The sequence below is a fragment of the Paenarthrobacter sp. YJN-D genome (genome assembly GCF_015040335.1).
In the GTDB taxonomy this organism is placed as follows: Bacteria; Actinomycetota; Actinomycetes; order Actinomycetales; family Micrococcaceae; genus Arthrobacter; species Arthrobacter nicotinovorans.
Genome location: NZ_CP053549.1, coordinates 3,360,582 through 3,386,842 on the forward strand (window position 1 = coordinate 3,360,582; position 26,261 = coordinate 3,386,842).

Annotated in this window: 20 protein-coding genes; 9 read left to right on the forward strand and 11 right to left on the reverse strand. The window is 63.7% G+C overall.

The annotated features are described in order from the left end of the window. Nucleotides 1-151: 151 nt before the first annotated feature. Nucleotides 152-748, forward strand: a complete 597-nt coding sequence (locus tag HMI60_RS15545) for a low molecular weight phosphatase family protein (protein ID WP_018776926.1) — start codon at nt 152-154, stop codon at nt 746-748. A 10-nt stretch (nt 749-758) separates the two neighbouring features. On the opposite strand, the gene HMI60_RS15550 is transcribed toward HMI60_RS15545, so the two are convergent. Next, on the reverse strand, nt 759-1,778 hold the full coding sequence (locus HMI60_RS15550) for a LysM domain-containing protein (protein WP_193589934.1): 1,020 nt from the start codon (nt 1,776-1,778) through the stop codon (nt 759-761). Nucleotides 1,779-2,223: 445 nt separating this feature from the next. Between HMI60_RS15550 and HMI60_RS15555 the strand changes: the two genes are divergently transcribed. Both HMI60_RS15555 and HMI60_RS15560 read left to right on the forward strand, forming a co-directional pair. Continuing rightward, nucleotides 2,224-5,652: a response regulator gene (locus HMI60_RS15555; protein ID WP_227453559.1), complete on the forward strand. Its 3,429-nt coding sequence runs from the start codon at nt 2,224-2,226 to the stop codon at nt 5,650-5,652. After that, nucleotides 5,649-6,560 (forward strand): diguanylate cyclase, encoded by a 912-nt coding sequence (locus HMI60_RS15560; protein ID WP_110503730.1) that lies wholly within the window; start codon nt 5,649-5,651, stop codon nt 6,558-6,560. The genes HMI60_RS15555 and HMI60_RS15560 overlap by 4 nt, the downstream gene beginning before the upstream one ends. 61 nt (nt 6,561-6,621) lie before the next feature. On the opposite strand, the gene HMI60_RS15565 is transcribed toward HMI60_RS15560, so the two are convergent. The 6 genes from HMI60_RS15565 to HMI60_RS15590 all read right to left on the reverse strand — a co-directional run bounded on the left by HMI60_RS15565 (nt 6,622) and on the right by HMI60_RS15590 (nt 15,166). Continuing rightward, entirely contained in the window at nt 6,622-7,911 is a 1,290-nt protein-coding gene (locus HMI60_RS15565; protein WP_193589935.1) for a hypothetical protein, read from the reverse strand. A 93-nt stretch (nt 7,912-8,004) separates the two neighbouring features. After that, nucleotides 8,005-8,811 (reverse strand): PIG-L deacetylase family protein, encoded by an 807-nt coding sequence (locus HMI60_RS15570; protein ID WP_193589936.1) that lies wholly within the window; start codon nt 8,809-8,811, stop codon nt 8,005-8,007. Between the two features lies 1 nt (nt 8,812). Further along, on the reverse strand, nt 8,813-9,937 hold the full coding sequence (locus tag HMI60_RS15575; RefSeq protein WP_193589937.1) for a glycosyltransferase family 4 protein: 1,125 nt from the start codon (nt 9,935-9,937) through the stop codon (nt 8,813-8,815). After that, entirely contained in the window at nt 9,938-13,000 is a 3,063-nt protein-coding gene (locus tag HMI60_RS15580; protein WP_193589938.1) for a glycosyltransferase family 39 protein, read from the reverse strand. Nucleotides 13,001-13,004: 4 nt separating this feature from the next. Beyond that, a complete protein-coding gene (locus tag HMI60_RS15585; protein ID WP_193589939.1) occupies nt 13,005-14,447 on the reverse strand; it encodes a glycosyltransferase family 4 protein in 1,443 nt (480 codons plus the stop codon). Further along, nucleotides 14,444-15,166 (reverse strand): glycosyltransferase, encoded by a 723-nt coding sequence (locus tag HMI60_RS15590; protein ID WP_018776935.1) that lies wholly within the window; start codon nt 15,164-15,166, stop codon nt 14,444-14,446. Before HMI60_RS15590 ends, HMI60_RS15585 begins: the two co-directional genes overlap by 4 nt. Before the next feature lie 268 nt (nt 15,167-15,434). On the opposite strand from HMI60_RS15590, the gene HMI60_RS15595 reads away from it, so the two are divergent. Further along, entirely contained in the window at nt 15,435-17,654 is a 2,220-nt protein-coding gene (locus HMI60_RS15595; protein ID WP_193589940.1) for a S9 family peptidase, read from the forward strand. On the opposite strand, the gene HMI60_RS15600 is transcribed toward HMI60_RS15595, so the two are convergent. Together HMI60_RS15600 and HMI60_RS15605 are read right to left on the reverse strand one after the other, a co-directional pair. Next, nucleotides 17,647-18,456, reverse strand: coding sequence for a class I SAM-dependent methyltransferase (locus HMI60_RS15600; RefSeq protein ID WP_018776937.1), 810 nt, complete (start codon nt 18,454-18,456; stop codon nt 17,647-17,649). The genes HMI60_RS15595 and HMI60_RS15600 overlap by 8 nt on opposite strands. 19 nt (nt 18,457-18,475) lie before the next feature. Further along, nucleotides 18,476-18,859 (reverse strand): STAS/SEC14 domain-containing protein, encoded by a 384-nt coding sequence (locus tag HMI60_RS15605; RefSeq protein WP_039242755.1) that lies wholly within the window; start codon nt 18,857-18,859, stop codon nt 18,476-18,478. Between the two features lie 202 nt (nt 18,860-19,061). On the opposite strand from HMI60_RS15605, the gene HMI60_RS15610 reads away from it, so the two are divergent. Next, nucleotides 19,062-20,702, forward strand: a complete 1,641-nt coding sequence (locus HMI60_RS15610) for an ATP-binding protein (protein WP_193589941.1) — start codon at nt 19,062-19,064, stop codon at nt 20,700-20,702. A 157-nt stretch (nt 20,703-20,859) separates the two neighbouring features. Here HMI60_RS15610 and HMI60_RS15615 read toward each other — a convergent pair whose 3' ends face one another. Further along, nucleotides 20,860-21,030 carry a hypothetical protein gene (locus HMI60_RS15615; protein WP_162239598.1) on the reverse strand — a complete coding sequence of 57 codons (171 nt, stop codon included), beginning with the start codon at nt 21,028-21,030 and terminating at the stop codon, nt 20,860-20,862. Nucleotides 21,031-21,136: 106 nt separating this feature from the next. Here HMI60_RS15615 and HMI60_RS15620 point away from each other — a divergent pair, with 106 nt between their 5' ends. Together HMI60_RS15620 and HMI60_RS15625 are read left to right on the forward strand one after the other, a co-directional pair. After that, nucleotides 21,137-22,189: a hypothetical protein gene (locus HMI60_RS15620; protein WP_193589942.1), complete on the forward strand. Its 1,053-nt coding sequence runs from the start codon at nt 21,137-21,139 to the stop codon at nt 22,187-22,189. A gap of 17 nt (nt 22,190-22,206) precedes the next feature. Continuing rightward, a complete protein-coding gene (locus tag HMI60_RS15625) occupies nt 22,207-23,745 on the forward strand; it encodes a putative bifunctional diguanylate cyclase/phosphodiesterase (protein WP_370584107.1) in 1,539 nt (512 codons plus the stop codon). Here the strand turns inward: HMI60_RS15625 and HMI60_RS15630 are convergent. Continuing rightward, the gene (locus HMI60_RS15630; protein ID WP_018776943.1) at nt 23,738-24,316 is read right to left on the reverse strand and encodes a GNAT family N-acetyltransferase; all 579 of its coding nucleotides are present in this window, start codon (nt 24,314-24,316) and stop codon (nt 23,738-23,740) included. The genes HMI60_RS15625 and HMI60_RS15630 overlap by 8 nt on opposite strands. 108 nt (nt 24,317-24,424) lie before the next feature. On the opposite strand from HMI60_RS15630, the gene HMI60_RS15635 reads away from it, so the two are divergent. Next, nucleotides 24,425-24,895 carry a hotdog fold thioesterase gene (locus HMI60_RS15635; protein ID WP_193589944.1) on the forward strand — a complete coding sequence of 157 codons (471 nt, stop codon included), beginning with the start codon at nt 24,425-24,427 and terminating at the stop codon, nt 24,893-24,895. A 9-nt stretch (nt 24,896-24,904) separates the two neighbouring features. Next, nucleotides 24,905-26,254 (forward strand): phenylacetate--CoA ligase PaaK, encoded by a 1,350-nt coding sequence (gene paaK / locus HMI60_RS15640; RefSeq protein ID WP_039242731.1) that lies wholly within the window; start codon nt 24,905-24,907, stop codon nt 26,252-26,254. Nucleotides 26,255-26,261 lie beyond the last annotated feature (7 nt).

Below are 26,261 nucleotides of genomic sequence, written 5' to 3' on the forward strand. Positions count from 1 at the left end.
TGATCTCAGTCAAGCGTTCACCGGAAGGCCGCGTCAGCGGTTTATGACTGTTCCCGTGGCCTGGCGTTGTTGACAAGGCTCCTGAGATTCCCCGTGTTAACTTGGGGTGGGGCCTCAACCGCCCCACGCCAACGCAAGAAAAGAGCCCTACGTGCAATCGCCCCAGCCCTTCCGAATCCTCACCGTCTGCACCGGAAACATCTGCCGCTCCCCCGTGGCCGAGAGGTTGCTCCAGGCTGGGCTCAACCAGGTAAGTCCCGGATCATTCGAGGTCCGCAGCGCCGGCACCCGGGCCATGGTGGGCGAACCCATCCAGCCCCTTTCGGCACAGATCATCAGCACCTTCCGCGGAACTCCGGACGATTTTGCGGCCCGGCAGCTCACCCAGAAGATCCTCCGGGAAACGGATCTGGTGCTGGCCATGACGTCCAAACACCGCGGCGAAGTACTCCAGTTGGACGCATCGCTGCTGAAACGCACGTTTACGGTCCGCGAATTTGCACGCATGTTGTCCGTCCTGGAGACCCGCGACGGCGCTCCCGCCACCGGGAATATCGTGGACTTCTGGCGCGACCTCCCCGCCCGCGCAGCATCTGTCCGGCACCTCGCGCTCCCGTCCGATCCTGCCGACAACGACGTGGTAGACCCCTACCGACGAGCGGAAGAGGTCTACCACCAGATGGAGGATCAGTTGGCCCCGGCCATCCTGGGTATCCTCCGGTTCGCGCGCCTTACGGCGCCGGCCTAGTTATCAGCTGCTAGTTCAGGGCGATCACCAGCATCTGGTTGGTTCCGGGGATGCAGGTCTGCAGGACCACCGCTGGGAATCCGCCGAACACTGCTGCCACATCATTGGTGGTGCCGGGGTTGGGCACTTGGCCCCTGCCCGTGGCCGTGAAGGTCCCGTACCCCGGAATGGAAACCGTCTCACCAACACCGATCCCCGAGAACCGGGCCCAACCTCCGCAGAAGTCGTGCTCGGTGATGAACACTGCGTAGGCGTTGGTTGGCGTGTAGTTGATCGGGCCGATGCACGCATCCACCAGTGATTGTCCACCGGCACCGGCCACGTAGATGGTACGCACAGCGGGGGCAGGAGCAGGTGCCGGTGCCGGCGCTGCCACGACGGCAGGGGCGGCTGCGGCCTGGGCCTGCGCAACCGGGGCCTGCGCAACCGGGGCCTGCACTGCCGCCGGCGGGGCGACGGGCGCAACAGGCGGTCCAGTGAGCTTCAGGACCTGGCCCGGCACGATTACCGAATAAGCACCCAGGCCGTTCGCAGCCAGCATGGCGTTGACGTCCACACCGAACCTTGCGGCAATGGAGCCCACCGTGTCACCGGATGCCACCGTGTAGAGGTTGGGGTCACCGGCCGGAGGGGCGGGTGCAGCTTCGGCGGCCGGCGCGGGCTCGGCAACTACCGCGGGGACGGCGGCCGGTGCGGCCTCTGCGGGAGGTGCCGCAGCCGGTACCTCTGCGGCCGGTGCCGCCGCTGCGGGAGCTGCCTGGGCGGCCGGTGCGGCGTCCGCGGATGGTGTCGAAGCTGCGTCGGACGACGGCGACGCCTCCGGCGCCGCCGCTTGTTCATTCGACACTGATTGTTCGACACTGGCCGGTTGCGTGGCCCAATTGACTACCCCGAAAAGCAGCGGGATCAATGCCAGTAATGCAAGAACGGCGCCGGCAATCATGAGCTTGGATTTACTGAACGGCGTATGCCGGACAACGCCATTGTTCTTACTAAGGGAAGTTTGAAGATCTACATCATTCATGTTCATGGGAACTCCGGGACTCCATGGCTTGGACCGCGCGTGGGAGCCGTTGTGGCCCAGGTGCAGAAAGCGCAGCTATGTATAGGGAGGAGCACCGCCGCACTACGGCGGGGTGCGGTCCACCGCTGAGCCGGAGGAACGGAATTGCAATAAACCCCTGCGAATTCAAATATAGGAATTGGGCATTGCCGGCTGCACGAGTAGGAGATACTCGACTTTCCCTGCAAGGGAAGCGCGGCGCTGTCAGGTATTACGCAGTTTCCGGGAACGGACTACTTGGCAGTACTCAGGTCCCGGTTGATGGGACGTTGGCGGGAACAGCTGCAGCCTTGCGCGCTTCACAGGACATTTATTGTGCCCTGAACGGGTGTTTTCAGCGTATGCTCTCCTCAGCGCAGCTAAGACGGCGTCGTTCGCTTTTGGTGGGGCCACTTTTGAAGGCAGGGGTTCAGTGGCGGGAGTGAAGCACGAGGTTCTTTCGAAGCGCTCGTGGTCGGGACGCGGAATGCCGTTCTTCCTGATTGCGGTTGCCTTCTGCGCAGTACTGCTGGCCGTTGGCCTGGCAAGCGGAACCGGCACCAATACAGCCCAGCTCGCAGGTGACCTGGCGATCCTCACAGCCGTCCTGACGGCACTGACGACCCATACACGCGCAGCCCTCAAACAGCCGGTCAACGCTACGGGCCGCTGGTTCGTTGTGGCGGGACTGGCGCTCTGGTCTGTCGGCCAAGGCATCTGGACGTTCAACGGCATCACCCTCGACCACGACTACCCTTTTCCGTCGTTCGCCGACGTCGGTTTTGTTTGGTACGCGGTACCGGCCTCCATTGGCTTGGTCCTGCTTTTGCGCGGACAGGGTTTGCGGCTGCCTTTGCGCCGGGCCATCCTCGACACGGGGGTAGTGGCGAGCTCCACGTTCTTCATCGCGTGGAGTTCGGTCCTGGGTCCGCTGGCCAGTGCCAAGGACAGTGACGCCTTTGCCCGGATAACACAGATGGCCTACCCCATCGCAGACGTCCTCATGGTCTCCGTGGTCATCGTCCTCACCATGCGTGCGGCCCGGGGGCGCAGACTGCCGTGGCTAAGTCTTGGCATCGGTTTCTGGATCCTTGCCCTCACGGACCTCGCCTACATGCGGCTCACCCTGGAAGGCATTTCAGGTGTCACAGGATCGCCCTTGGCGCTGGGGTGGGTAGTAGCCTTCCTGCTGGTGGGCATAAGCCCGCTGGTGCCGGAAACCGGCAGCAATCGCAAGGACGGCCGCGGTTATGCCGCCGCCCTTGAGCTGCTCCCCTACCTCCCCGTTTTCAGTGCCGTGTTCTTCTCCCGGACCGGCCCCATCGGCGCCGACCCCGTCCTGCTGGTCACCGGCCTGGTGGTCCTGGGGTTCGTCATCGTGCGCCAGGTGCTGATCGTCGTCGAAAATGTGACGCTCACACGCGACCTCGAGTCGAAAGTGGCCGAACGCACGGCCGAACTTGAGGGGCTGGGGGCGATCGTCAATTCCTCCGGCGACGCCATTGTCGGCGAAAGCCTGGACGGTGTCATCACCAGTTGGAACCCCGGGGCCGAAAAAATCTTCGGGTATCCGGCCTCGGAGGTGATCGGCAGGAAGGGCGACTTCTTCATTCCGGCAGCTGCGCAGGAGGAAGAACGCCGGGCAATGGACGTCACAGCCCGGACCGGGGACGTGCAGAACTACGAAACGCAACGCCTTCGCGGTGATGGAACCACCATCCCTGTTTCCGTCACTCTCTCCCCTGTACGGAACGCGTCCGGGATACGCGGAGTGGCCTTCATTTCGCGTGATATCACTGAACGCAAAGCCGCCGAATCCGAACTTATGGCCGCGCGGGAAGCCGCGTTGGAAGCAAGCAGACTCAAATCCGAATTCCTGGCCACCATGAGCCACGAGATCCGGACACCACTGAACGCCGTGATCGGGCTGACCTCATTGATGATGGACACGCCCCTCAGCGAAGGCCAACGGCAGTACGCCCAAGGTGTGAAGGGAGCCGGCGAAGTCCTCCTCACGCTGATCAACGACATCCTGGATTTCTCCAAACTCGAAGCCGGGAAAGTGGATCTGGAAGTCACCGCCTTCGACCCCCGGGCACTCGTGGAAGAAGTCGCCGGACTCGTGGCCGAGGCCGCACAAGGCAAAAATCTGGAACTCATCTCCTACTGCCACCCCGATGTTCCGGGACGGCTCATGGGCGACTCCGGCCGCATCAGGCAGATCCTGGTGAACCTCTCCTCCAACGCCGTGAAATTCACCCCGTCCGGAGAAGTCGAAATCAAAGTCTCCGTGCTGGGGACAGATGCCGGTAACGCCTCGCTGCGCTTTGAAGTCCGTGACACGGGAATCGGCATCAGTGCCACCGACCACCACCGCCTGTTCGATTCCTTCGCCCAGGCAGATGCTTCAACTACGCGCCGCTACGGTGGAACCGGGTTGGGGCTGGCCATATCCCGGCGGCTCACGGAGGCCATGGGCGGCCGCATCGGTGTGGACAGTGAGCTGGGCAACGGCAGCAAATTCTGGTTCGAACTGGAACTGCCCATCGGACCGCCGGCCTCGGAAACTCTCACCCTGCCTGCTTCCCTGGCGGGTAAGAGGGTGCTTGTGGTGGACGACAACGCCACCAACCGCCTCGTGCTGGAGACCCAGCTGGACAGCTGGGGCATGACGCCGGTGGCTGTGGCCGATGCGTCCTCCGCGATGACCGAATACCGCAACGCCGTCCTGGAAGGCCACCCCTACGACATCGCCGTGGTGGACATGTGCATGCCGGACACCGACGGTCTGGAGCTGGCACGCCTCATCAACCATGAAAGCACCAACCCCGGAACACCCGGGATCATCCTGCTGACCTCCACCATGTTGGTGGACAAAGTCGATCTGGCAGCAGCCGGGATCCGCGAGTACCTCACCAAACCCGTCCGCAGTTCCGAGTTCTACAACCGGCTCCTTCGCCTCATGGCCACCAGAACCATGCGTGCCCCCGCAGCACCGGCACCCTCAGCGGCCGCTCCGTCCGCCGAGCCGGTAGCACGGCTGGGAAAACTGCTCGTGGCAGAGGACAACGAGGTCAACCAGCTGGTGGCACGCGGCATGGCGAACCGCCTCGGTTACGGCGTGGACATAGTCGAAGACGGCGCACAAGCCGTGACGGCGGCCCTCACCGGGAACTACGCGGCGGTACTCATGGACTGCCACATGCCGGTCATGGACGGCTTCGATGCCACCCGCGCCATACGCGCCCGCAACGGGCATTCGGCCCGGATCCCCATCATCGCCATGACGGCCGGAGCCCTCAACGAGGACCGCGAGCGCTGCTTCGCTGCCGGCATGGACGACTACATCAGCAAACCCGTCGACCTCGCTACTCTGGGAACCGTACTGGCGCGTTGGGTGCCGCAGTTGGAAGAACCGACGACGGCGGAAGCCGCCGCTGCTCCCACACCGCCCGCCGCCGGGGTGCCGCAGCCGGCGGAAGCACCGCCGTCGGACGCGGTTGTTCTCGACACCGGGCGCCTCCAGATCCTCCGCGAACTGGGACCCGACGACGGCGTGGGCCTGCTCCCGGCGGCCATCGAGGCCTTCCGGCAAGATGCCGGCGGAACCGTAGAGGCACTGCGGTCAGCCATCGACGCCGGGCAACCGTCCGCCGTCGAAGCGGCCGCACACAAACTTGCAGGCGCAGCAGCCAACATCGGAGCCGTGGGCGCCGCAGCCTTGTGCCGGGAACTGGAAACCCTTGGCCGGGAGAGCAGGCCGGAGCTTGTCGCTGATGGAACGCGGCTGCTGGAGCGGCTGACCGCAGAACTGGCAAGGGTTGACCATGCCCTTGAGCGCATCTTATTGGGAGCCCTATGAAGATCCTTATAGCGGACGACGACCAGATCTCCCGCATGATCACTAAAGCGGCCGTGGAACAATCCGGGCATGACTGCATCGTGGCCGTGGACGGCGACTCGGCCTGGCAACTCTTCCAAGAGCACAGACCGGAAGCCGTGGTGACGGACCTGATGATGCCCGGGCTCAACGGGCTGGACCTCTGCCGTGCCATCCGGGCAGCGGAGAAGGACAGGTACACCTACGTCATCCTGGTGACCTCCCATGGCTCGCGGAAGGACGTCCTTGCGGGAATGGAAGCAGGAGCCGACGACTACGTCACCAAACCCCTGGACCCGTTCAGCCTGCACATCCGGCTCCTGGCCGCCCAGCGTATTACGTCGCTGCACGCGGACCTCGCCCGGTACCGTTCGGCCCTGACCGAGCAGGCACGCACGGACCCCCTCACCAAGGTGCACAACCGGCTCAAACTTTCCGAGGATCTGGGAGACCTGCACGACGGAAGCCACGGCTACTGCCTGGCCATGGTGGATGTTGACAACTTCAAAAGCTACAACGACATCTACGGCCATCAAGCAGGCGACGCCGCGCTGGTGGCCATCGCCGCCACCCTTTCCGGCGAAATCCGGGCCACGGACGCCGTGTATCGGTTCGGTGGGGAAGAGTTCCTGTTGCTGCTCCGGGAACAGACGGCCACTACCGCGGAAACGGTCCTGGAACGCGTGCGCTCAGCCGTGCACGATCTGCGGATCGAACACTCCGGCGACCCCGACGGCGTCCTGACCATCAGCGCGGGAATCGCCGCTTCCTCGGGGGGCCACCCCGCCGGAACCGAACAGCTCCTGCGGGAGGCCGACCTCGCCCTGTACGCAGCCAAAGCTGCAGGCAGGAACAGGGTGGCCCTTGCCCATAACTTCTATGCGGAATGATCTGTGCGTGGCTGTAGCTGCCGGCTAAATCCGCCGGCCAGGATCCGGTCCTGGCGCAGGGTCAGCATGTTCCTGTTTGTATGGTGTTGTTTCGTTTGATGTTGCTGGTGCCGGGTGCCAAGTGGATATCCCCTGCTGCACACGCCCTGTTGTCGGTGGCGACCACGTTGGTGATCGGGCCTTGAGCGCCGAAGTCGCCTATGTGGATGGCGTCGTAGCTGCCTTCGGGGAGCACGTGACCGAATTCCAAATCGTGGATGTAGTTGCCGCTCAGGATCACCCCAGTGACTGCCCCGGTGCGGTTGTCATAATAGCCGGTACGGATACCGTACGGCGCCCCATAGAACTCGTTATCGGCGACTTTCAGGTTATAGATCGAGTGGTTGCCGACCGCTAGTTGCATGCTGCTGCCCCGGTGTCCGCCCCGGACCGTGTTCCCGATGTAGTTGATGTCGTGAGTGGTTCCATCGATGGTGTGGGCTACAAGGCCGTCGTCACCGTCGGTTCCAACGCGCTGGTCGATGGCATTGCTGATGACATCGCCGAAGGATGAGTCCAGGACGTGAATGCCGTCAAGCTGGTCATATTTGCCGCTCGTGACCACAACGGTGCTGCTGTTCGTAACACAGAACTTCGTGGTCCCGGCGGCGGCGATGGAGTATGTGAACGGGTTCTTTACATGCACCCCATCCACGAGGTTGTTGGAGCCGCCCCGGATGTCCACGACGTACTCGCTCAAGCGCCCGTCCAAACTGTTACTGGCTGGGAGGGTGTTGCCTGAATGGTCCGCCGTGAGGTTCGTGATCGTGGTATTCGTGGCGTAGTTGGTGGTGACAATGGGGTAACCACCGTACGGTCCTTTTGTCGACAGGAAATCCGGGCCTGCTTTGAGGATCGTGGCCGGGCCTGCGCCCTCCAGTTTCACATTGTTCGCCATTCTGAGCTTGCCGTTGATGATGTAGGTGCCTGCTACAAGTTTGACGACGCCGCCCCCGGCTGCTCCTGCGGCGTTGATGCGGTTTTGGATGGCGCTTGTGTCGTCCCCGGCATCGTTGACGGTAGTAGTGACTGTGTAGGCTCTGGTGGCGGTGCTGCCTGTCGCACCGCTCTTGGTGCATGCCGCATCCGCAGTTGTGGCCGTGGGAGCTGCTGACGGCGAAAATGCCCGACCGGCTGTTGCTGTCGCCGTCGCCGTCGCCGTAGCAACAGGCGCCCCGGCCATGGCGAGTGAGGCAACTGTGGCCGCTACCGCCAAAGCGGTCCACCGCCGTCGTGGTTGCGCCCCGGTACGGCGCATCGGCAGTCCCAATTCAATGTCAGCAGTTCCCACTGCGATCCCCCAAAGTGTCAAGACGCTCCGTCGGCGCCGTTCGCCGGACTCTGCGTATGGACACACTCGCCGGGCAAAACGATGAACCTCGTCCCGTGGATAACGTCAGTGAAGTCACCATCCGGCATCGGCCCCGGGAACAAAGTAGCTTTCCGGTTTCCGTGGAATCCCGCCGTCGGGAAAGAGCGCCTCTACCTGGGAGGCGTACTGCCTGATCCGACGCTGTTTCCCGGCAAGCCCGTCGTCCCAGGACCAGGGCTCGTATCCCAGCTGGTTCATGAACCGTGAATCGTGTCCGGCCTGGAGGTCGTAGGGGAAATCCGAGTACATCACCAGCCTGTCCCGGTGGTCCGTCCCCAGTTGGCGGGTAATCAGATGGTCCACGTGTTTCCCCACGCCGGCCGGGCAGAAGAGCAGCTCCGCCTGAGTCTCCGCCAGCAGCGTGGCGACGGTGGCTGCGAGCGAGCGGATGAGCCCCTTGTCCCCACGCGAAATCCTGCCCTGGGCGATGTCGAAGCGGTAGGTGGGGTAACGGTGGGTGAACTCCGGAAGGAGCCGGTCCCATGCGCTGCTCCCCCACCGCGCCGGCCGCCGTCGACGCCGGAAGAGGGCATCCACGGCCCCGAGGTGAAGGGACTGAACGCCCATGTCCGTCAGGACCTCCCGGTCCTCACTTTGCCGGGCCCTGTAAAGGCCACCGGCGTCCCCCACCACGCATTGGCGCAGGAACGACCCCGCAGCCCTGGTGTGCGGGCCGGGATCTGCGTCGGAGAACAGCGTGGCCACCACTATTTGGCGGCCACGGGCCTGGGCTTCCATCAGCGCTCCGCAGGACAACACGGCATCGTCGAGGTGAGGGGAAAGGACCAGCCAGGGCGCATCCCCGGCCATGGACCGTTCGATCCTGTTAAGGAGTTGCACGTCAAGCCCCTTCCCCGGATGCGGTCGGTTTCAGGGTTGCCACCGCGTCCTTGTACGCTGCAGCCTGGCGCTCGGCCAACACGTCCCAGTCATACGCAGCGGCGAACCGGCGTCCCTCTGCTGCCACCCCGTCAAGCGCCGGCTCCGTGTATCGGAGGGCGATCTCATCAGCCAGCTTGGCGACGTTCAGCGCTTCGACCAGCCAGCCGACACCCGTCGGGACGATCTCACGGAGGCAGGGGATGTCGAAGGCAATCACGGGGGTCCCCACCGCCAAGGCGTCGATGGCAACCAATCCGAAGGTTTCGTGCCGGGACGGCACCACCACGAGCCGCGCATCGCTCAGCGCCTGGAACTTTTCGTCACCTGACAACCATCCGAGCATCCGCACGCGTCCACACAGCCCCGTCTCCCGGATGCCTTCGCGGAACCTGGCTTCATCCGGACCCGTGCCGGCCACCAGCAGGTCGCCATCCACCCGGTCACAGCATTGCGCCCAGGCTTCCAGGAGGAGGTCCAGGCCTTTGTGGCCGTACTCCAGGCGGCCAATGAACATGACGTCCTTCCCCCGATGTGGAATGGGTTTCCACGCGGCCGGGTCCACGCCATTTCCGATCACGTCCACGTGGAGGCGCGGATTCAGCTGCGTCAACCGCTCCGCGATTCCCTGCGAAACAGAGATGAGCCTCCGGTGCGAGCGCACCCCCAGCCGCTCGAGCCAGTGCAAGGGGAGTTTGTACTGCCGCGCCTTCTCCCTGGCATGGAGCCACTGGACAACCCCGATGGTGGGGCGCCGGGTCCAGAGCGGTGCGGCCATCGTTGAGAAGGGGGCAAAAAAGTCCTCCACCACCAGGTCTGTCTTCCCGTGCCTCCTGAGGGTTTCAAACGGCAAACACAGAACATACGTCAGGAGCCTGGACAGCCGGTTGCGGCCTTCCCCGAGGCCAATGGGGACGTAGTGGACCCCGTCCTGGACACGCTCTTCCCATCCTGGATACCGGGTGGTGAGGACCGTTACGTCGAAACCCCTCGCCGCCAGCCGTTGGTTTATCTCGTGGGTCCTCACGGATCCTCCGCCGGCTCCTGGCATGCGTGGATCTTCGAAGCCCAGATGCAGTACTCTCATCTATTTTTCCGTTCCGTAGCTTTTGGAGGGCTCACCGATGTTGGTCATCGCCGCCTGTTCGAGATCAGCCGGTTCGACAAACCAGATGGTCGTTTCGCCGTTGGTCGGGCCCGGCGTCGAGACCAAGGGCCTTGCATGCTCCTTCAACCAGGCGAGCATGGTGGGATTGGCATAGCCGTAGCCTTGGCTGGTGGGTTTGGATTGGGTCAGGATGTAGCTGGCCCCGTTCTGCTTCATCAGGGGCGCCGAAGGCCAGATACCAAACCGCGGGTCATCCAGATAGGCGAAGTGGCCTGTGCTGTTGGTGACGCTGATCCGTGCGTCCGCTGGCAGGTTCGCCTGCACCCAGTCGTTGGACCGGACGAAGCCGTTGTCCACCGTCAATTCAGTCCGAAGACCCAGCACCACGGTCAACGCCACGAAACAGACGCTGACGACGCCAAGGGTTCTGCGTGCGCGGTGGTGTCTCTCTTTGAGCTCCACCACCACAATGACCGAACACAGCGCGCCGGCCACCATGACGCCGTACCCGTACTGTTCCTCAAAGGTGCCAAACGCTGCGCTGTAGACGCCGGCGGCTCCCAGGGCCAAGCCGCCCAGCCCGACCAGTCGCCTCCCGGCATGATGGCTGAAGCACAGGATGAGTCCCACCAGCGGGCACAGGCCCAGGAGAAGATAGCTCGTGCCGAAATGCCCGCTTTGCTCAATAAGGCGCGACACCAAGCTCGGTGATCCCTCAGAAGTGAAGCCGGTGGTCTTCTCCACACCGGACATGCGCACCAGCCCGTGGGTCTTTGCCCACACCCAATCGGAAAAATGACCGCCGGCGGCAACCACCAGCAAGTAGCTTGCATAAGGCAGTACGCCGAAGACTGTCAGCACCAGCGCTTCCCGCCACGGAAGGGTCTTCTTCCACACAACGGCGGCCAGCACGGGAGCCAGCGTGCAAATGAAGAAGAAGTCCTTGCACAGGATGGAGCACCCGAACAACAATCCGGCAGCCATCAATCTGAGGAACCATCGCGCCCTGCTCCCAGGCTCGCGGGCGCCCACAAGCAACAACATCCCGGCCAGCGCGGGAACCATGGCAGATGTCTCAAGGAAGGCGTGGCTGTTGTTGCGCAGGATGAACGGTTCAAAGGCCAGGAGCACGGCGGTAAGCCATGCAGCGGTCTTCGTGGCCAGATGGCCGACCAACAAGAATCCGAGCCCCACGGTGACAGCCCCCAAAACGCCGTTGAGCCACCGTAGCTGCAGCGTCACATCGATGATGTCCCCGAAAATGCCGAACACCTTGATGACTCCTGCTTCAAGCAGGAAATATCCGGGCGGATGCAGGAAGAACGGCCCGTCCGGCAGCGTGGGAAACATGCCGTTGCTGACCGACTCCCCCAGCCGCACATACAACATTTCATCCACCCACAACTCGAAGCCGCGCTCCAGCCCCAGCGCCCGGACACCGAACGCTGCGACAACAACCGAGCCGACTGCCAGTGATTTATTGGACGCTCTTCTTCTGATCCAGGCCGGCAGGCGCCCCGCGCGCCGGGATCCCGTGTGGTTGGACCGACGGCCGGAACTCCTTCTACGGGCACCATGAGTGCGGCGGCGGAAAAACTTGAAGTCATTCCTGTGTGGCAGCAACCCACGCTGATGCGCCAAGACAGCGACCCCGCTGATCATGGCGGGCAGAAGCCAGAGCAGCGGCTGCAGGTGGGCGGCCACGCCGAGGACCACGATCAGGGCGACCGCCAGGATGGCAAAACGGCCTGCTCCCTTTCCGGGGTTGGCGTTGGCCAGCACAGGGCGGGCCAGAACAGCCATGACCAAGGCCGCCGACACTGCCCCGGCCGCGGCACCTGCCGCCATGCCCGGTACCCTGTTCAACTCCCAGCCGACCCACAGGCCGCCAACCACCAAGAGGCATGCACATGCGAGGCCCAGTTGGCATCGGCGATAGGCGCGCACAGCCAGAAGGATCGTGGAAAGCACCATCAGGCCGGCATAACCGAGACCTGATGCGGCCAGCCACGGGAGGAGGTCAATGGAACCGTGGTACTTCCGGGGAATCACCAGGCCGGCCAGCTGAGGCGGTGCCGTGGCAATGATGGCAAAGGCCACCACGGCCAACTGCCCGAACGAGGAAAAGGCTCCGGCCAGAATCCGGCCAACATCAGCGCCAGGACTCCGCAGCAAGGGGAATGCCACCAACGCGGTTCCGGCCGCCACATAGACGGGCCCCTTGGCCAAGGTGGAGAGGGCCTGGAACCCAGCCGCTGCCACCGATCCTTGGTCCAGGAAACCAACCACCACCACGTCCATGCCCACCAGCACAGACACGACGCAGAGAACTGAGGCGATGTCGCTGGTTTCCGCCCAACGCCATTTCTCACGCAGCACCCTGGGACGCCAGCGCAGGTCACGGTAGAAAGCCCGCGGTACCACCAAACCCGCCAAGGCCCCCACCGCGAAGCCCGTCACCGCGCCCCCGGCACCCCAAGCCAGCACGGCCACCACCAGGCTGACAAGCAGCCTGACCACAACCTCGGCCACGGTTCCCAAGGCGTACCACGTAAAGCGCAATTCGCCCTGGAGCCATCCGGCAGGCACCGCCACCACAAAAATCGTGAAGGAGGCCAAGCCGACAGCAAGAGCCATGGAGGGAGTACCAATGACGAGAGTGAGGCAGCCTGTCACGATGGCTGCCACCAGCCCTGCCAGACACGACACAAAGACCGAGAACGACAAACCATCCCGCCGACCCTCCGAGCCCTCCGCGTGAACAGCCACGGTGTGGGAAAGAGGAAGGGGAACCAACGCAGCGGCGACGATGCCCACAATGCCTACCAGCATCGCGGCCGCTGCGAACAGGCTGTAATCAGTGGTTGGAAGCAGGGCCGCCATCAGCAACGTGCAGCCGTAGCTGACCACCCCGACTACACCGGCCGAGACCGCAAGAAGGCCACTGTTCTGCGATACATTCGTGCCTTGGTCCGGCGTTCGGTTGGCGCGGCCTCCTGTGTCCGCCTCCCGGGAAGGGAAAGGTGCGGTGTCCGCGTCCACGGAGCTATTGGCCATCGATTACGTCAGCCGGAGCAAACAGGCTTTCGGGTCCGGCAAGAAGCGTGTAGCGGCCCGCCTGGCGAAGTTCCGGATTGGCAACGCCAATGCTCTGTGCTGCAGCGAAAGCCTCGAATTCGTCGCGTCCCTTCATCAGGATCGCCACGCGCCCGTCACTGCTCAGGGCTACTTCATCGGTAGGCCGCAGAATCGACTTGAGGGATGCTCCGTGCGGCAGTTCGAAACGAACCAGGGTGGAGAGATCCGAGTGACAGGCCCGGGGATCTCCACCGTCCCGCCGCAACTTCTCCTCTTCCAGCAGCACCCCCGTGAGCAGCCTGGTGCTGCGCTCCCAAGTGAAACAACGGGCCCACTCACGGCACTCATCCGCAATGGCCGTGAAACTGCCCGGCTGGGACAACGTGGCCATGACTTGAACCATGGTGCGGCCAATATCTGCAGGGTTGTCCACCAGCCAGCCCGTCCTGCCATCAACCACCGAGTCCCGTATTCCGGGCACGCGAAGCGCCAGGCAGGGAACTCCCCAGGCCGCGGCCTCAACCACCGAACAACCCCAGCCTTCGGAGGCCGAGGTGGAAGCTGTCAGCCAGGCCCTGCCCAGCAGTTCGTCGCGGACGCCGTCGGGCTGATAACCATGGAATGTCACTGCATGATCCAGGCCAAGATCCATCGCGATCTGCTGCAAACGTGCCCGTTCCGGCCCGTCCCCAACGATGTCCATCCTCAGGTTCGGAACGCTTCGTGCGGCAACGGCGAACTGGCCCAGCAGCAGATCCAGCCGCTTATGCGGCACCAAACGGCTGACGACGGCGACGGTTGGCTCAGTTGCCCGTGTGGCCACTGCCTTGGGGATGTCGATGGTGCCGTTCGGAACCACGTGGATGGGGCTGCCAAAGCCAAGCTTCCGCAATTCCAGCCGCGTTGACGGTGACACCGCAACCATCGAGCGCCGCCCGTAGACCCTCTTGGCTCCTGCACTCTCCAGAAACCTGCCCACGGCAGCCAACGGTGGCGAGAACCTGCTGCGGAACTGCTCCTGATGGACGTGGTGCACCAGCTGGATGATCGGAACATCCTTGGGCAGGAACAGCGGGGAAAAGAACGGAATCCCGTTCTGGCAATCCACCACGGCGTCGAACTGTCCGGCGCTGCGCAGGAGTCTGGCTGCGGTCTTTCCGTAGATGGACAGCGGTCCGCCGGCACGGAGTATCCGGATGCCGTCGATTGCATCCTCCGGCAACTGGCCGGCGTCGCGCGCTGTGAACCAGGTGACCTTTACGCCGCTGTCCACCCACCTCTTGGATATCTGGTGCATGTATTGCTCGGCACCGCCGGCAAGGGAGTGCCGGATATCGCGCCAGTTGAGCACCAGTACCCGCTTTCCAGCAAGCCTCGCGGGAGAGTTCATGTCGGGCAGGGCAAAGGTCATGATGTTGCTTTCTGAAGTTGGATCACTGATGCGAAGCTGGCAACGCCATCGTGGAAGGGACGGAAAGTGGACTCAGCACCATCCGTCCAGGCCACGGGGAGTTCGATGATCCTCGCGCCGTTGTTCTGTAGCCGCAGGAGGAGTTCGACATCGAAGGCGAAGCCCGTGCTCCGGCACTGCACCATGGCCGCGGTGAGCGCGTCGCGTTCGAAGAACTTGAAACCGCACTGGGTGTCCTGGATCCCCTTGACCTTGGAGCGCGTCAATACCCGGAAGGCTGTGCCTCCCATCCGGCGTCCCAAATGCTGGGGCCGCACAAAGGTGGAACCGGGCGAATGGCGCGAGGCAATGACGGCGGCTGCGCCGCGCGAGAGATGGGCCATGGTCTTGCTGAGTGTTTCCAGCGGAGTGGCGAGATCGGCATCGAAGAAGCCGGTGAATTTCGATGTTCCGCTCAGCAGGCCACGGCGGACTGCCGCCCCCTTGCCCCGGCGGGCGCAGCCCACCACAGACACCGGCACGATGCCGCGCTGTTCACGGGAGATCCGGCGCACCACGGCAGCTGTCTCATCCACACTGCCGTTGTCCACCACCACGATGCGCGACGACCATGCCTGGCCGGCCAGAAAGTCGATGGTTTGGTGCAGGGTGTGGGGAATCCTGGCGGCCTCGTTGTAGGCAGGAATGATGACCTCAAGGTCCACGACGGACCGGCGCATGGATTCGGAGGGCCACCGGGGATGAGGATTCCCTCTCTTGCCGGGGTGAAAACTTTGCGGGTAAAGCGTGAACATCCGAACCTCCAACTTTCCGGGCACCGTACGAAATCGTGCTCGCCTATAAGCAGTGGGGGTGCTGCGCGAGTCATGACGCAGATCCGCGAGGATCTCCCGGGAGATGGGGTCGCTCCCGGCTTCCCCGGGACGTGCCCGGCGCTCTGAGCGAAATTGCTGGTTCAGTGTCGGAGCGCGTCTATAGAGTGGCCCCATGAGCCACATTTCTTCTGCATCCCCGGTAACCCGCGAAACTGTTCCGGAGCCGCCCGTTGCCAAGCGGGTTCCCACCCGGCGGGAACATCACGGCGATGTTTTCGTGGACCAGTACGAGTGGCTCCGGGACAAGGAATCACCGGAGGTCGTGGAGCACCTGAAAGCGGAGAACGCCTACCAGGAGGCCGTGACTGCGCACCAGGAGCCATTGCGCGAAGCGATGTTCCAGGAGATCAAGGGCCGCACCCAGGAAACGGATCTTTCGGTCCCCAGCCGCAAGGATGGCTGGTGGTACTACAGCCGCTCGGTGGAGGGCAAGGAGTACAGCATCCAGTGCCGCGTCCTGGCCCGGAACACGGGCGATCCCGTGGCGGACTGGACTCCCCCGGCCGTGGAGGCCGGCGTGGAACTGCCCGGCGAGGAAGTGCTCCTTGACGGCAACATCGAAGCCGAGGGCCAGCCGTTCTTCAGCGTCGGCGGCGCTGCCGTGACCGTGGATGGCAACCTCTACGCCTACGCAGTGGACAACTCCGGGGACGAACGATTCACTCTGCGGATCAAGGACCTGCGCACAGGCGAACTCCTTCCGGATGTCATTGAGGACATTTTCTACGGAGTTGCTTTCTCCCCGGACGGCACCAGGCTCTTCTACACAGTGGTGGACGAGTCGTGGCGGCCCTACCAGGTGAAGGCCCACGTCCTGGGCACGCCCGTCACCGAGGATGAGGTTCTCTACCAGGAGGACGACGTCGCCATGTGGCTGGGCTTCGACCTCGCCTCCGACCGTCGCCACCTCGTGCTCAGCATCGGCTGCTCGGAGTTCAGCGAAACCCGCCTGCTTCGTTTCGACGACTACGAATCCGGCCTCAGCACCGTCATTCCACGTGAAGAGCACATTCTCTACGAGGCCGAGCCCTTCCTCCTGGGCGGCCGGGAAACCCTGCTCCTGACCCACAACAAGGACGCCATCAACTCCATGGTCAGCCTCGTGGACCCGGCGGAGCTCACCAAGCCCATCGCCGCGCAGAACTGGCGTACCGTCGTCGCGCATTCGGACGACGTCAGGGTCAACGGCGCAGGCGTGACCTCCACCCATCTGGTTCTTTCCATCCGCAAAGACACCATCGAAAGGGTGCAGGTGCTGCCGTTGGCAGGGCTGGGCACCCCGGCGCAGGGCGTACCCGTGGAGCCGGCCTTCGACGAAGAGCTCTACACGGCAGGCGTTTCGGGCTCGGATTATGAAGCCCCCGTGATCCGGATGGGCTACACCTCCTACTTCACACCGTCACGGGTGTACGACTTCGTCCTCCCCACTCCCGGGCTGCCCGATGGCCAGCTTCTGCTGCGCAAGGAAAGCCCCGTCCTGGGCGGCTACTCCTCTTCCGACTACGTGGCGACGCGCGAATGGGCAACGGCCGACGACGGCACCCGGGTCCCGTTGTCGGTACTGCGTCACGCTTCGGTACAGCCGGACGGCACTGCGGCGGGTCTCGTCTACGGATATGGCTCGTACGAGGTCAGCATGGACCCCGGATTCGGCGTAGCGCGGTTGTCACTCCTGGACCGCGGCATCGTCATGGTCATCGCCCACATCCGGGGCGGCGGCGAACTGGGACGCCACTGGTACGAGGACGGGAAGAAGCTCAACAAGAAGAACACCTTCACGGACTTCATTGCCGCAACGGACTGGCTGGCGTCCTCGGGCTTGGTCGACCCCTCGCGTATTGCCGCGATGGGCGGCTCCGCAGGCGGACTGCTGATGGGCGCCGTCGCCAACATGGCCCCCGAAAAGTACGCTGCGGTGGTGGCGCAGGTCCCGTTCGTGGACGCCCTGACCACCATCCTGGACCCCGAGCTGCCTTTGTCCGCCCTCGAATGGGAGGAATGGGGAAACCCGATTACCGATCCCCAGGCGTATGCGTACATGAAGTCCTACACTCCCTACGAGAATGTGGGAGCCACGGCCTATCCAAAGATCGCCGCTGTGACGTCCTTCAATGACACCCGTGTGCTTTACGTTGAACCGGCCAAGTGGGTCCAGGCTCTGCGCGCCACCTCCACGGGGACGGAGCCGATCGTCATGAAGATCGAGATGGACGGCGGCCACGGTGGCGCGTCTGGCCGCTACGTGCAGTGGCGCGAGCGTGCCTGGGACTACGCCTTCGTGGCCGACTCCCTGGGCGCCACGAAACTGCTTCCGGGAGCCGGCCTCAAGTAGCCCTTGAGCGGAGGATGGCGTAATACCCCGGGATCACATCCGGAACCGATGGGTTGCTCAACGGACGGGTTTCGATGTTCGTCGCGCCGTCCTCCACAAGGTTCCAGTCCGCCGTCGGAAAGGCCTTGGCGCGCTGCGCCGCGCCGAAGCGGCCCGGCATGGGCAATCCGCGTATGGCCCATTCAAGCGGTGCAGGGATCGACTTGCGGGTAGCGCCGAGGTGGCTGACGTAGTCCACGGGGGTGCCGGGAAAGTTGGTCTCTGCCAGGAACACGCCGCCACGGCGTCCGACGACGGGCAGCAGGTTTGCCGCCACGGCCGCACGTCCTTTGCGGTCCAGCACGTGCAGCACGCCTCGGATGAAGACGTTGGCGTCGCCGGTCCAGCCCGCCTTTTCCAGCGCCGTTGCGACAGTCTGCGCAGCGTCCGGTGCCGTCATGTCGCACACGGCGAATGCCGCCGTCGTGATGCCGGCTGACTCCTGCCGGGCGCGGTCGATGGCGTTGGCGGAGTAGTCGAGCCCCAGGGCCAGGGGGAAGTGCCCTGCGAGGAGCCGGGTGAAACTGCCGTTGCCGCATCCAACGTCCACCACAGGGAGGGCCGGGTCAAGTTTCGCCAGCTTGGGAAGGTAGCCGTTCAGTTCATGGTCGCTTCCCGAGTCCCAGAGGACATCGCCGCTGGCTCCCGTCGATCGCACGTTGCCCCAGTATTGGTCCCAGGCGGTCAGCGGATCCTTGGGCGCCGAAGAGGAGAGCCTGATAAGGCGTGGGATCAGCAGGTACTTCCTCAGCGCAGAGAGCATGCTCCAAATATAGGGTGCCTTATCCCTGCACCAGCCACTCCAGCGCTTCTGTTTCGGAGGTGAAGAATTTGGTGGGACACGGCGGCTTCATGATGCCCAGGAAGAAATTGGCAATGACCCGGTCCACCGGCGACGAACCCCAAAGGGCGATCCTGTTGGCCTGGCAGGGTTTGGCGAAGACGGAGCGGGCGCCGCGCGTGACGTCGTCTGTGGTTGCCATGTCCACAATCATGGGGTGGCGTTCCTGGCCGCACAGCTCGTTGACCCGATCCATGGCCCGCTGTGCGTCCCCTTCCTTGATCCTGGCGCCGCGAGGCCAGGTAAGACGCAGAATTCCGGACTCTTCAAGCTCCAGCTCAAACATCACCTGCTGGTGTTCCGGCGGTGTGGCGGGTTGGTCCACGATGCTCCTCATCCGATTGTGTGCCACAGGCAGTGGGCTTCGGTGCTTCTTCAAGGCTGTCGAATCCGGAGGACAATGTAAAGGCGTGACCCACGACTCATCCAGCCCGTTTGCTGCGTGGCGTCCGTACGCCCCCACGCCGCTGATAGGGTGTTGCCACATCCGGAATTTACGTGGTTAAGCGTTGAAGGGAAGGGGCTCAGTGGGCCAGGACAACGCCGAAGTACAGCATTCCCTTTCCGCCGTGGTCGCAGATTCCGATGCGGACCGCCTGGCCGTGGCATCGGCGGCCCTCGCTGCCGCGGGCTTCCGCGTTCTTCCTGCCAAGGACGCCGGCGAAATCGCTTCGCTGCTCCAGCACGAGCGCCCCGCGGTAGTGGTAGCGGAAAGCTCGCTCGGGCAGTCCCTCCGCAATCCCGGGGTCCCGGTCCTGCTCCTCCTCGGTGAAGACGAATCGCTGGATGTGGAAGCCGTGGAGTCATGGCGGGTTGCCGACTACGTCATGAGCCCGGTCCGCGGGGGCGAAATTGTCCATCGGGTGCATACCCTGATCGGCCGCTCCAAGGAACGCGCGCGCTCCCGGGGCGAGGTCGAGGCCTTGCGCGAGAGCCTGCGGGGAGTTTCGTCAGCGATCCGGGAAACGAACGACCCCCAGCTGATCGCAGACCACGTCGTCCAGGGTTTCGGCGACGCCCTGGGTGTGGACCACGTCTGGTTCGCGACGTTCCAGGATGAACGGGTCCCCAGCATCCGCGCCCAATGGAGCCGCCCGGGACGCCAGATGCTTCCGGCAAGGCTGGGCGGCAGTGAGGGCGCAATCACGGAGGTGGCCAACAAACTATGGGCTGCCGCAGATGTGCTGGCCATTACCGACCACCGTGAGGACCCCGACTCGGCCATCGCCCAGGCCCTGAAAACCTGGTCCAACGAACTCAACCCCGTCTCTACAGTGCTGCTGCCTGTGGGCGAAGGCGCATCGGCCATGGGCATCATCCTGCTCTCCACAGTGGAGGACCGGCACGAATGGACCCGGCCCGAAATCGCACTCCTGCAGCACGTGGCCGGAAACGTTGCGCACGGACTCATCCAGGGAAACCTGATCAGCGCACAGCAGCGTGTCCTGCACCAGCTGCGGCAACTGGACAAGGCCAAGACTGACTTCCTGGCCACCGTGAACCACGAGCTTCGCACCCCGTTGACCTCCATCACGGCCTACCTGGACATGATCCAGGACGGTTCAGGTGGCCCGGTTCCCGAGGGCATCAACAGGATGCTGGACGTCATAGCCCGGAACTCCAGCCGCCTGCGGAAGCTCATTGAGGACATGCTGACGGTATCGATGCAGGACGGCAGCAACCTCGACCTCAAACCGGTGGACATTGCCAAGCTCCTCCAGGTTGTCGTGGCGACGCTGAGGCCGCTGGCAGAGTCCCGCCACGTGTCGGTGTCTGTCACGGAGGGCCCCGAGGACATCGAAGTCACCGCGGATGAGGCAAAACTGGAACAGGTCTTCACGAACATCGTGGCCAACGCCATCAAGTTCACCCCCGAGGGCGGCCGGGTGGGCATCAGCAGCGCCGTGTCCTCTTCCAAGGATGGCGGGCGGGCAGCGTTGGTAAAGATCGCAGACAACGGCCTTGGTATCCCGGAACACGATCTCCCCCATATCCTGACCCGTTTCTACCGCGCTTCCAATGCCACCTCGGCAGCAGTTCCTGGCAGCGGCCTGGGCCTGGCAATCGCACATGACATCATCAGCCGCCACATGGGACGCATGGTGTTTGACTCCACCCTCGGCTCCGGGACCACGGTGTCCGTGGAGCTGCCCGTCGGCGGACCTTAGGTTTCGAGACCCTGTGACAGCCCTGTCAATGGCTCAGCCGGACCACACCCGGGCCGTCACTAATGCGCGACATAATTTGAAACAAAAATTGATGCCCCAGGCAGCGGCCCGGGGCATCAATTTTATGTCAAGTGGCCTTGAGAGGCTCCCCCAATGTTTAGTTCGGCCACCACCCGATGCTGGTGGTGTTCGTCTTGGTTGTGGTGGTGCTGTTCGGCCACCAGCCGATTGCCGTGCTGTCCTGCGAAGGCTCGGCATTAGCCGGAGCAGCGAATCCCGTTACTGCCAGAACTGCCGCCATGAGCAGGGTTGCCGCAAATTTTTTCATCCGCTATGCCCTTTCGTACTGATGCGAATTGTTGACTGTGACTTGAATAAAGTCACGGGGCAAACTATACGAGCTTTTCTCCGGCAATGACATGGATAATGGGCACATGAATAGTCCCCACCTCGCCTCGCACCTCGTGGCCGGTCTCACGGCCCGTGCCAAATGGAAGGAACGGGATTTCGACGAGGCCTTCAGGCTTGCGGGTGAAGCCGCGGAGCTGGCCTCGGACGCCGGGGACGACCATTCCTGGTGGGACATGCGCTATTTGCAGGCCGAATGCCTCCGTGACCAGGGACGGATAGAGGAATACCTTCAACTGGCCACAGAGCTGAAGGACCACAGCTTCACAGCCACTTCCCCCGAGCTCGGCGCGAAAGCGGGAACCATGGTGGCCGTGGCATACCAAGGACTGGGCCGGCTCGCGGAGGCTGCCACCACCGCAGCCGATGCCGCGAAACTCGCGTCCTTGGACTCCGATTTGCTGTACGTGCAGATCCTGGCCCAGCGTGCGCTTATTGCAGCCCTGGCAGAAAGCCGGCTCCTGGATGACGCCTGGCGCGAATGCCTTGTCCTGGAAACGTTGATCACCGACGACATTGACGAAGACACCGCGGGCAAAGGCTATTGGGTCATCGGAAACGTAGCGTTCCTGGCCGACCGGGTGGCCGATGGCGGCAGATATCACGACCTTGCCGCAGAATGGCTTTCGCCGTCGAAAGACGTCGATCTGTGGGCACGCTTCAACCGCGCCTCGGCGGAAATGCGGCTCCAGGCCAAGCTCGACGACGCCGCCACCTTGCGCTGCATCGAACGGGCCGAGCTCGCCACCGATATTGTGGGCGGCTCAGAGCGGGACCACCTGGAAATGTCACTGGTCCGCGCCCACTGGAATTTCCTCAACGGCCAAATGAAGGAGGCCCTGGCCATCCTTGAGCCGTTGAGTGCCCGCTCCTCCATCTTGGCCACCCAAACCGCGGCCGAAGCGCACTTCCTCCTGGCCCGGGCCCTGTTGGACTCCGGCCGGACGGACGACGGCCTGGCAGCATGCGAAGTCGCAGCAAAGCTTTTTGACCAAGCAGCACTGCCCGAGCGCAGTGCGGCGGTTCGCGACTACTTGCAGAAGACTGTTGAACTGCAGGACGGGCCACGCAAGGTTTAGTTGTGGCCGAGGCAAGCATGTATTCCGGGAACGATCCCCGCTTGGAGCTGCTCCTCGAAGGCATCGTCCGGCTCGCTGCAGGAGACCTGAGCACCCGGGTGGAGGTCTCCGAAGCGCGCGATGAGATCGACGCCGTGATCATGGGCACGAACCTCCTTGCCGAAGACCTGCAGATTGTTTACGAGGAGCTGGAACAGCGGGTGCAGGCCCGTACCCAGCAGCTCAACGAAGCCCACCTCGCAATGCGCCGCATGGCCATGACCGATCCCTTGACCGGCCTTCACAACCGTTCGGCCTTTGCCGCCGCGCTCAACGAAGCACAGGCCGGGGAGGCAGACGGCAAGAAGAGGGCCGCCATCCTGCTGCTGGACATGGACGGTTTCAAAGCCATCAACGACTCCCTGGGCCACACCATCGGCGACAAAGTCCTGGAAACCGTAGCCGGGAGGATCAGCGGGGCGGTCCGGGAACAGGACATGGTGGCGCGGATGGGTGGTGACGAATTCGCGGTTCTGATCCCTGGGGTAAGCCCCAGCGAAGCCGCCGCCATCGGCAACCGCATCCTCGCCGCCGTCGTAGAGGTCATGGAGATCGAAGGCCAGCACCTACGGTGCGGTGCCAGCATGGGCCTGCGTATGGCCGACCCCGGCCAGCGCGCGGAGGAACTCATGATGGAGGCGGACATCGCCATGTACGAGTCCAAATCCGACGGCCGTGGACGGCTGAAGATCTTCGAACCGGCCATGTTGCACGCGCGGCAGATGCGCAACCAACTGATCGGCGAACTCAAGGAGGCAATCGCCGGTTCCCAGCTGGTGCTCCACTACCAGCCCATCGTCAGGCTGGACACCCGGGAAATCGAAGGCGTGGAGGCCCTGGTCCGTTGGAACCACCCCACCCGTGGACTCATCATGCCCGATGAGTTCATCCCCATCGCCGAAGAAACGGGAATGATCTCCGATCTGGGCGGCTGGGTGCTCCGCACCGCCGTCGAACAATTGAAGCAATGGCGAACCGACCCCCTGACCCGACGCCACCGCTTCAGCATGCGCATCAACGTTTCGGCGGCGGATCTGCAGCGGCTGGAGTTCGTGGAAGACGTGCGGGAGGCGCTCTCTGAGGCAGACCTGGACCCCTCGCTCCTGGTGCTGGAGCTGACCGAGAGCGCCGTCATCCAGGGAAACGACCTGGATCGATACACCCTCAACAGCCTGCGCCGTTTGGGGGTGGGGCTGGAGATCGATGACTTCGGCACGGGCTACTCGTCCATCAGCTACCTGCGGCAGTTGCCCGTCGACACCGTGAAAGTGGACCGGACACTCCTGTCAGCACTGGGCAGCGATCCTTCCCAGCCTGCCCTCCTGGCAGCGGTATTGCAGCTGATCCGGGCATGCGGGCTGAATGCCGTCTGGGAAGGCATCGAAACCGCGGAGCAGGCCGAGTACCTGTTGGGCATTGGCTGCACCAGCGGACAGGGCTACTACTTCAGCAGGCCGCTGGCCGAGGCACAGCTGACCGAGCAGCTGAAGCACCACAACACGTGGCCGGTCAGCTGACGCTGCGGGTCCACGGGCGGTGCCGGTTGCGCCACTCCGAGTCCAGGATCGCGTAGATGTTCTCCGTAGCCCACTGGCCCTTGTAGTGCCAGTTGTCCACCAGGGTTGCCTCCAAACGCATCCCGAGCCGCTGGCAGATCCCTGCAGAGCCTTCGTTGAGGGCATCGAGCTTGGCGTCCACGCGGTGGAAGGACAACTGCTCGAACGCCAGGCGCAGGACGGCTTCGGCTGCCTCCGTGGCGTATCCGTGGCCACGGGCATCCGGGTGCAGGATCCAGCCAAGCTCGCCCTGCCCGGTGCCTTCCAGCCATTTCAGCACGACCTCGCCTACCAGGCCCGGCTGGTCCTGGCGCTCAATGGCCAGGCACACCCAATCCCCTTCTTGGTTGAACTCGAAGTTGGCGTAGCGGCCCAGGACCTCCATGGACTTGGTCTTGGTGAGTTCGTGGCGGAACAGGAAGCGGGCTGTTTCGGGGAGGGCCTGGTATTCGTGGAAGCGTTCAAGGTCTTCCACACCGAAACGGCGCAGGATCAGGCGGTCGGTGACAATCGGGAGCTCAATTTCGGGCATGCACATGAGGCTACTAGGCCGGGACGAATAGTGGCCCAGTCTTGACACGTGGCGCGATCTGGGATTACCTAATGAACATTCGGTAAATAAAGCTGGAGGCAATGACGCATGGTTGAAACAACCCTCTCCGGTGCATCGCACCACATCCTTACGAACGACTACGCGTCCGAATGGATGGGTATCGAGGTCCTCAAGCTCGACGACGGCCACGCCACGATCCGCATGCACCTCCGGCAGGAGATGCTCAACGGATTCGGCATGGCCCACGGCGGAATGATCTTTGCCTTCGGCGACACCGCCTTCGCACTGGCCTGCAACCCGGCCAACCCGACACCCGAGGAGGCGGCCTCCATCACGGTGGCCTCCGGCGTCGACATCAACTTCATCAAGCCGGCCCACCAGGGCCAGGTGATCACCGCCGTCGCAAACCGCCGCGCAAGCACGGGACGCAGCGGACTGTACGACATCCAGATCTTCGCGGCCTCCCCCGATGCTGCCCCGGACACCGCATCCGACGCAGAGACCGGCGAACTCATTGCTGAGTTCCGTGGCCGCAGCCGTACCATCTCCAAGAAGTAGGAAACCCCCATGACGCAGAACACCGTGGCCGCACCCACCGCCAACATGTCCGAAGCCGGTTCTCCCGTGCTGGACCGTGAAGAGACCATCTCCCGCGACGAACTCGAGGCACTCCAGCTCACCCGCCTCCAGCACACGGTGGCCTACGCCTACGATCGCGTTCCCCTGTACAAGCGCAAGTTCGATGAAGCCGGCGTGCACCCGTCGGACCTCCGCGAACTGAGCGACCTTGGCAAGTTCCCGTACACCACCAAGGAAGACCTCCGTCTGGAGTACCCGTTCGGCATGTTCGCCGTCCCGCAGGACCAGGTGGCACGCATCCACGCCAGCTCCGGCACCACCGGACGGCCTACTGTGGTCGGCTACACCAAGAACGACCTCGCCAACTGGGCAACACTGGTGGCCCGGTCCTTCCGCGCCTCCGGCGTCCGCCCCGGCATGAAAGTCCACAACGCCTACGGCTACGGCCTCTTCACCGGCGGCCTGGGCGCGCACGCCGGCGCCGAAGCGCTCGGCTGCACCGTCATCCCCATGTCAGGCGGCCAGACCGAACGCCAGATCCAGCTCATCCAGGACTTCAAGCCGGACGCCATCCTGGCCACACCCACCTACCTGCTCACCATCGCCGACGCCATGGCGCACATGGGAATCGATCCCACGTCCACCTCCCTCAAATACGCAGTGCTCGGCGCAGAGCCGTGGACAGAGGAAATGCGGCACGAACTCGAAGTCACCATGAACATCAAAGCCTCGGACATTTACGGGCTCTCCGAAGTCATGGGTCCGGGAGTTGCGGGTGAAGCGGTTGAAACGCAGGACGGCTGCCACATCTGGGAAGACCACTTCCGCCCCGAAATCATCGACCCGTTCGACCACTCCACGGTCCTGGGCGACGGTGAACCGGGCGAACTCGTTTTCACCTCGTTGACCAAGGAAGCGCTGCCGATCATCCGATACCGCACCAAGGACCTCACCCGCCTGCTGCCCGGCACCGCACGTCCCGCGCACCGCCGCATGGGCCGCATCACCGGCCGCAGCGACGACATGATCATCCTCCGTGGCGTGAACCTCTTCCCGTCGCAGATCGAAGAAATCGCACTCCGCATCCCCGAGCTCAGCCCCCACTTCCAGCTTGAAATCACGCGCCCAGAGGGCAAGCGCATGGACTCGCTGACCGTCAAGATTGAGCGGCGCGAAAACGTCACCGTTGATGCCGGCACGACGGCGGCCCACACCTTGCGGGAGCAGATCAAGATTCACGTCGGGTCATCCTGCGTAGTCGACGTAGTGGAGCCGGGCTCGCTTGAGCGGTCCAACGGCAAGCTCCGCCGGATCTACGACATGCGGCCCAAGGGCTGAGCGCCTT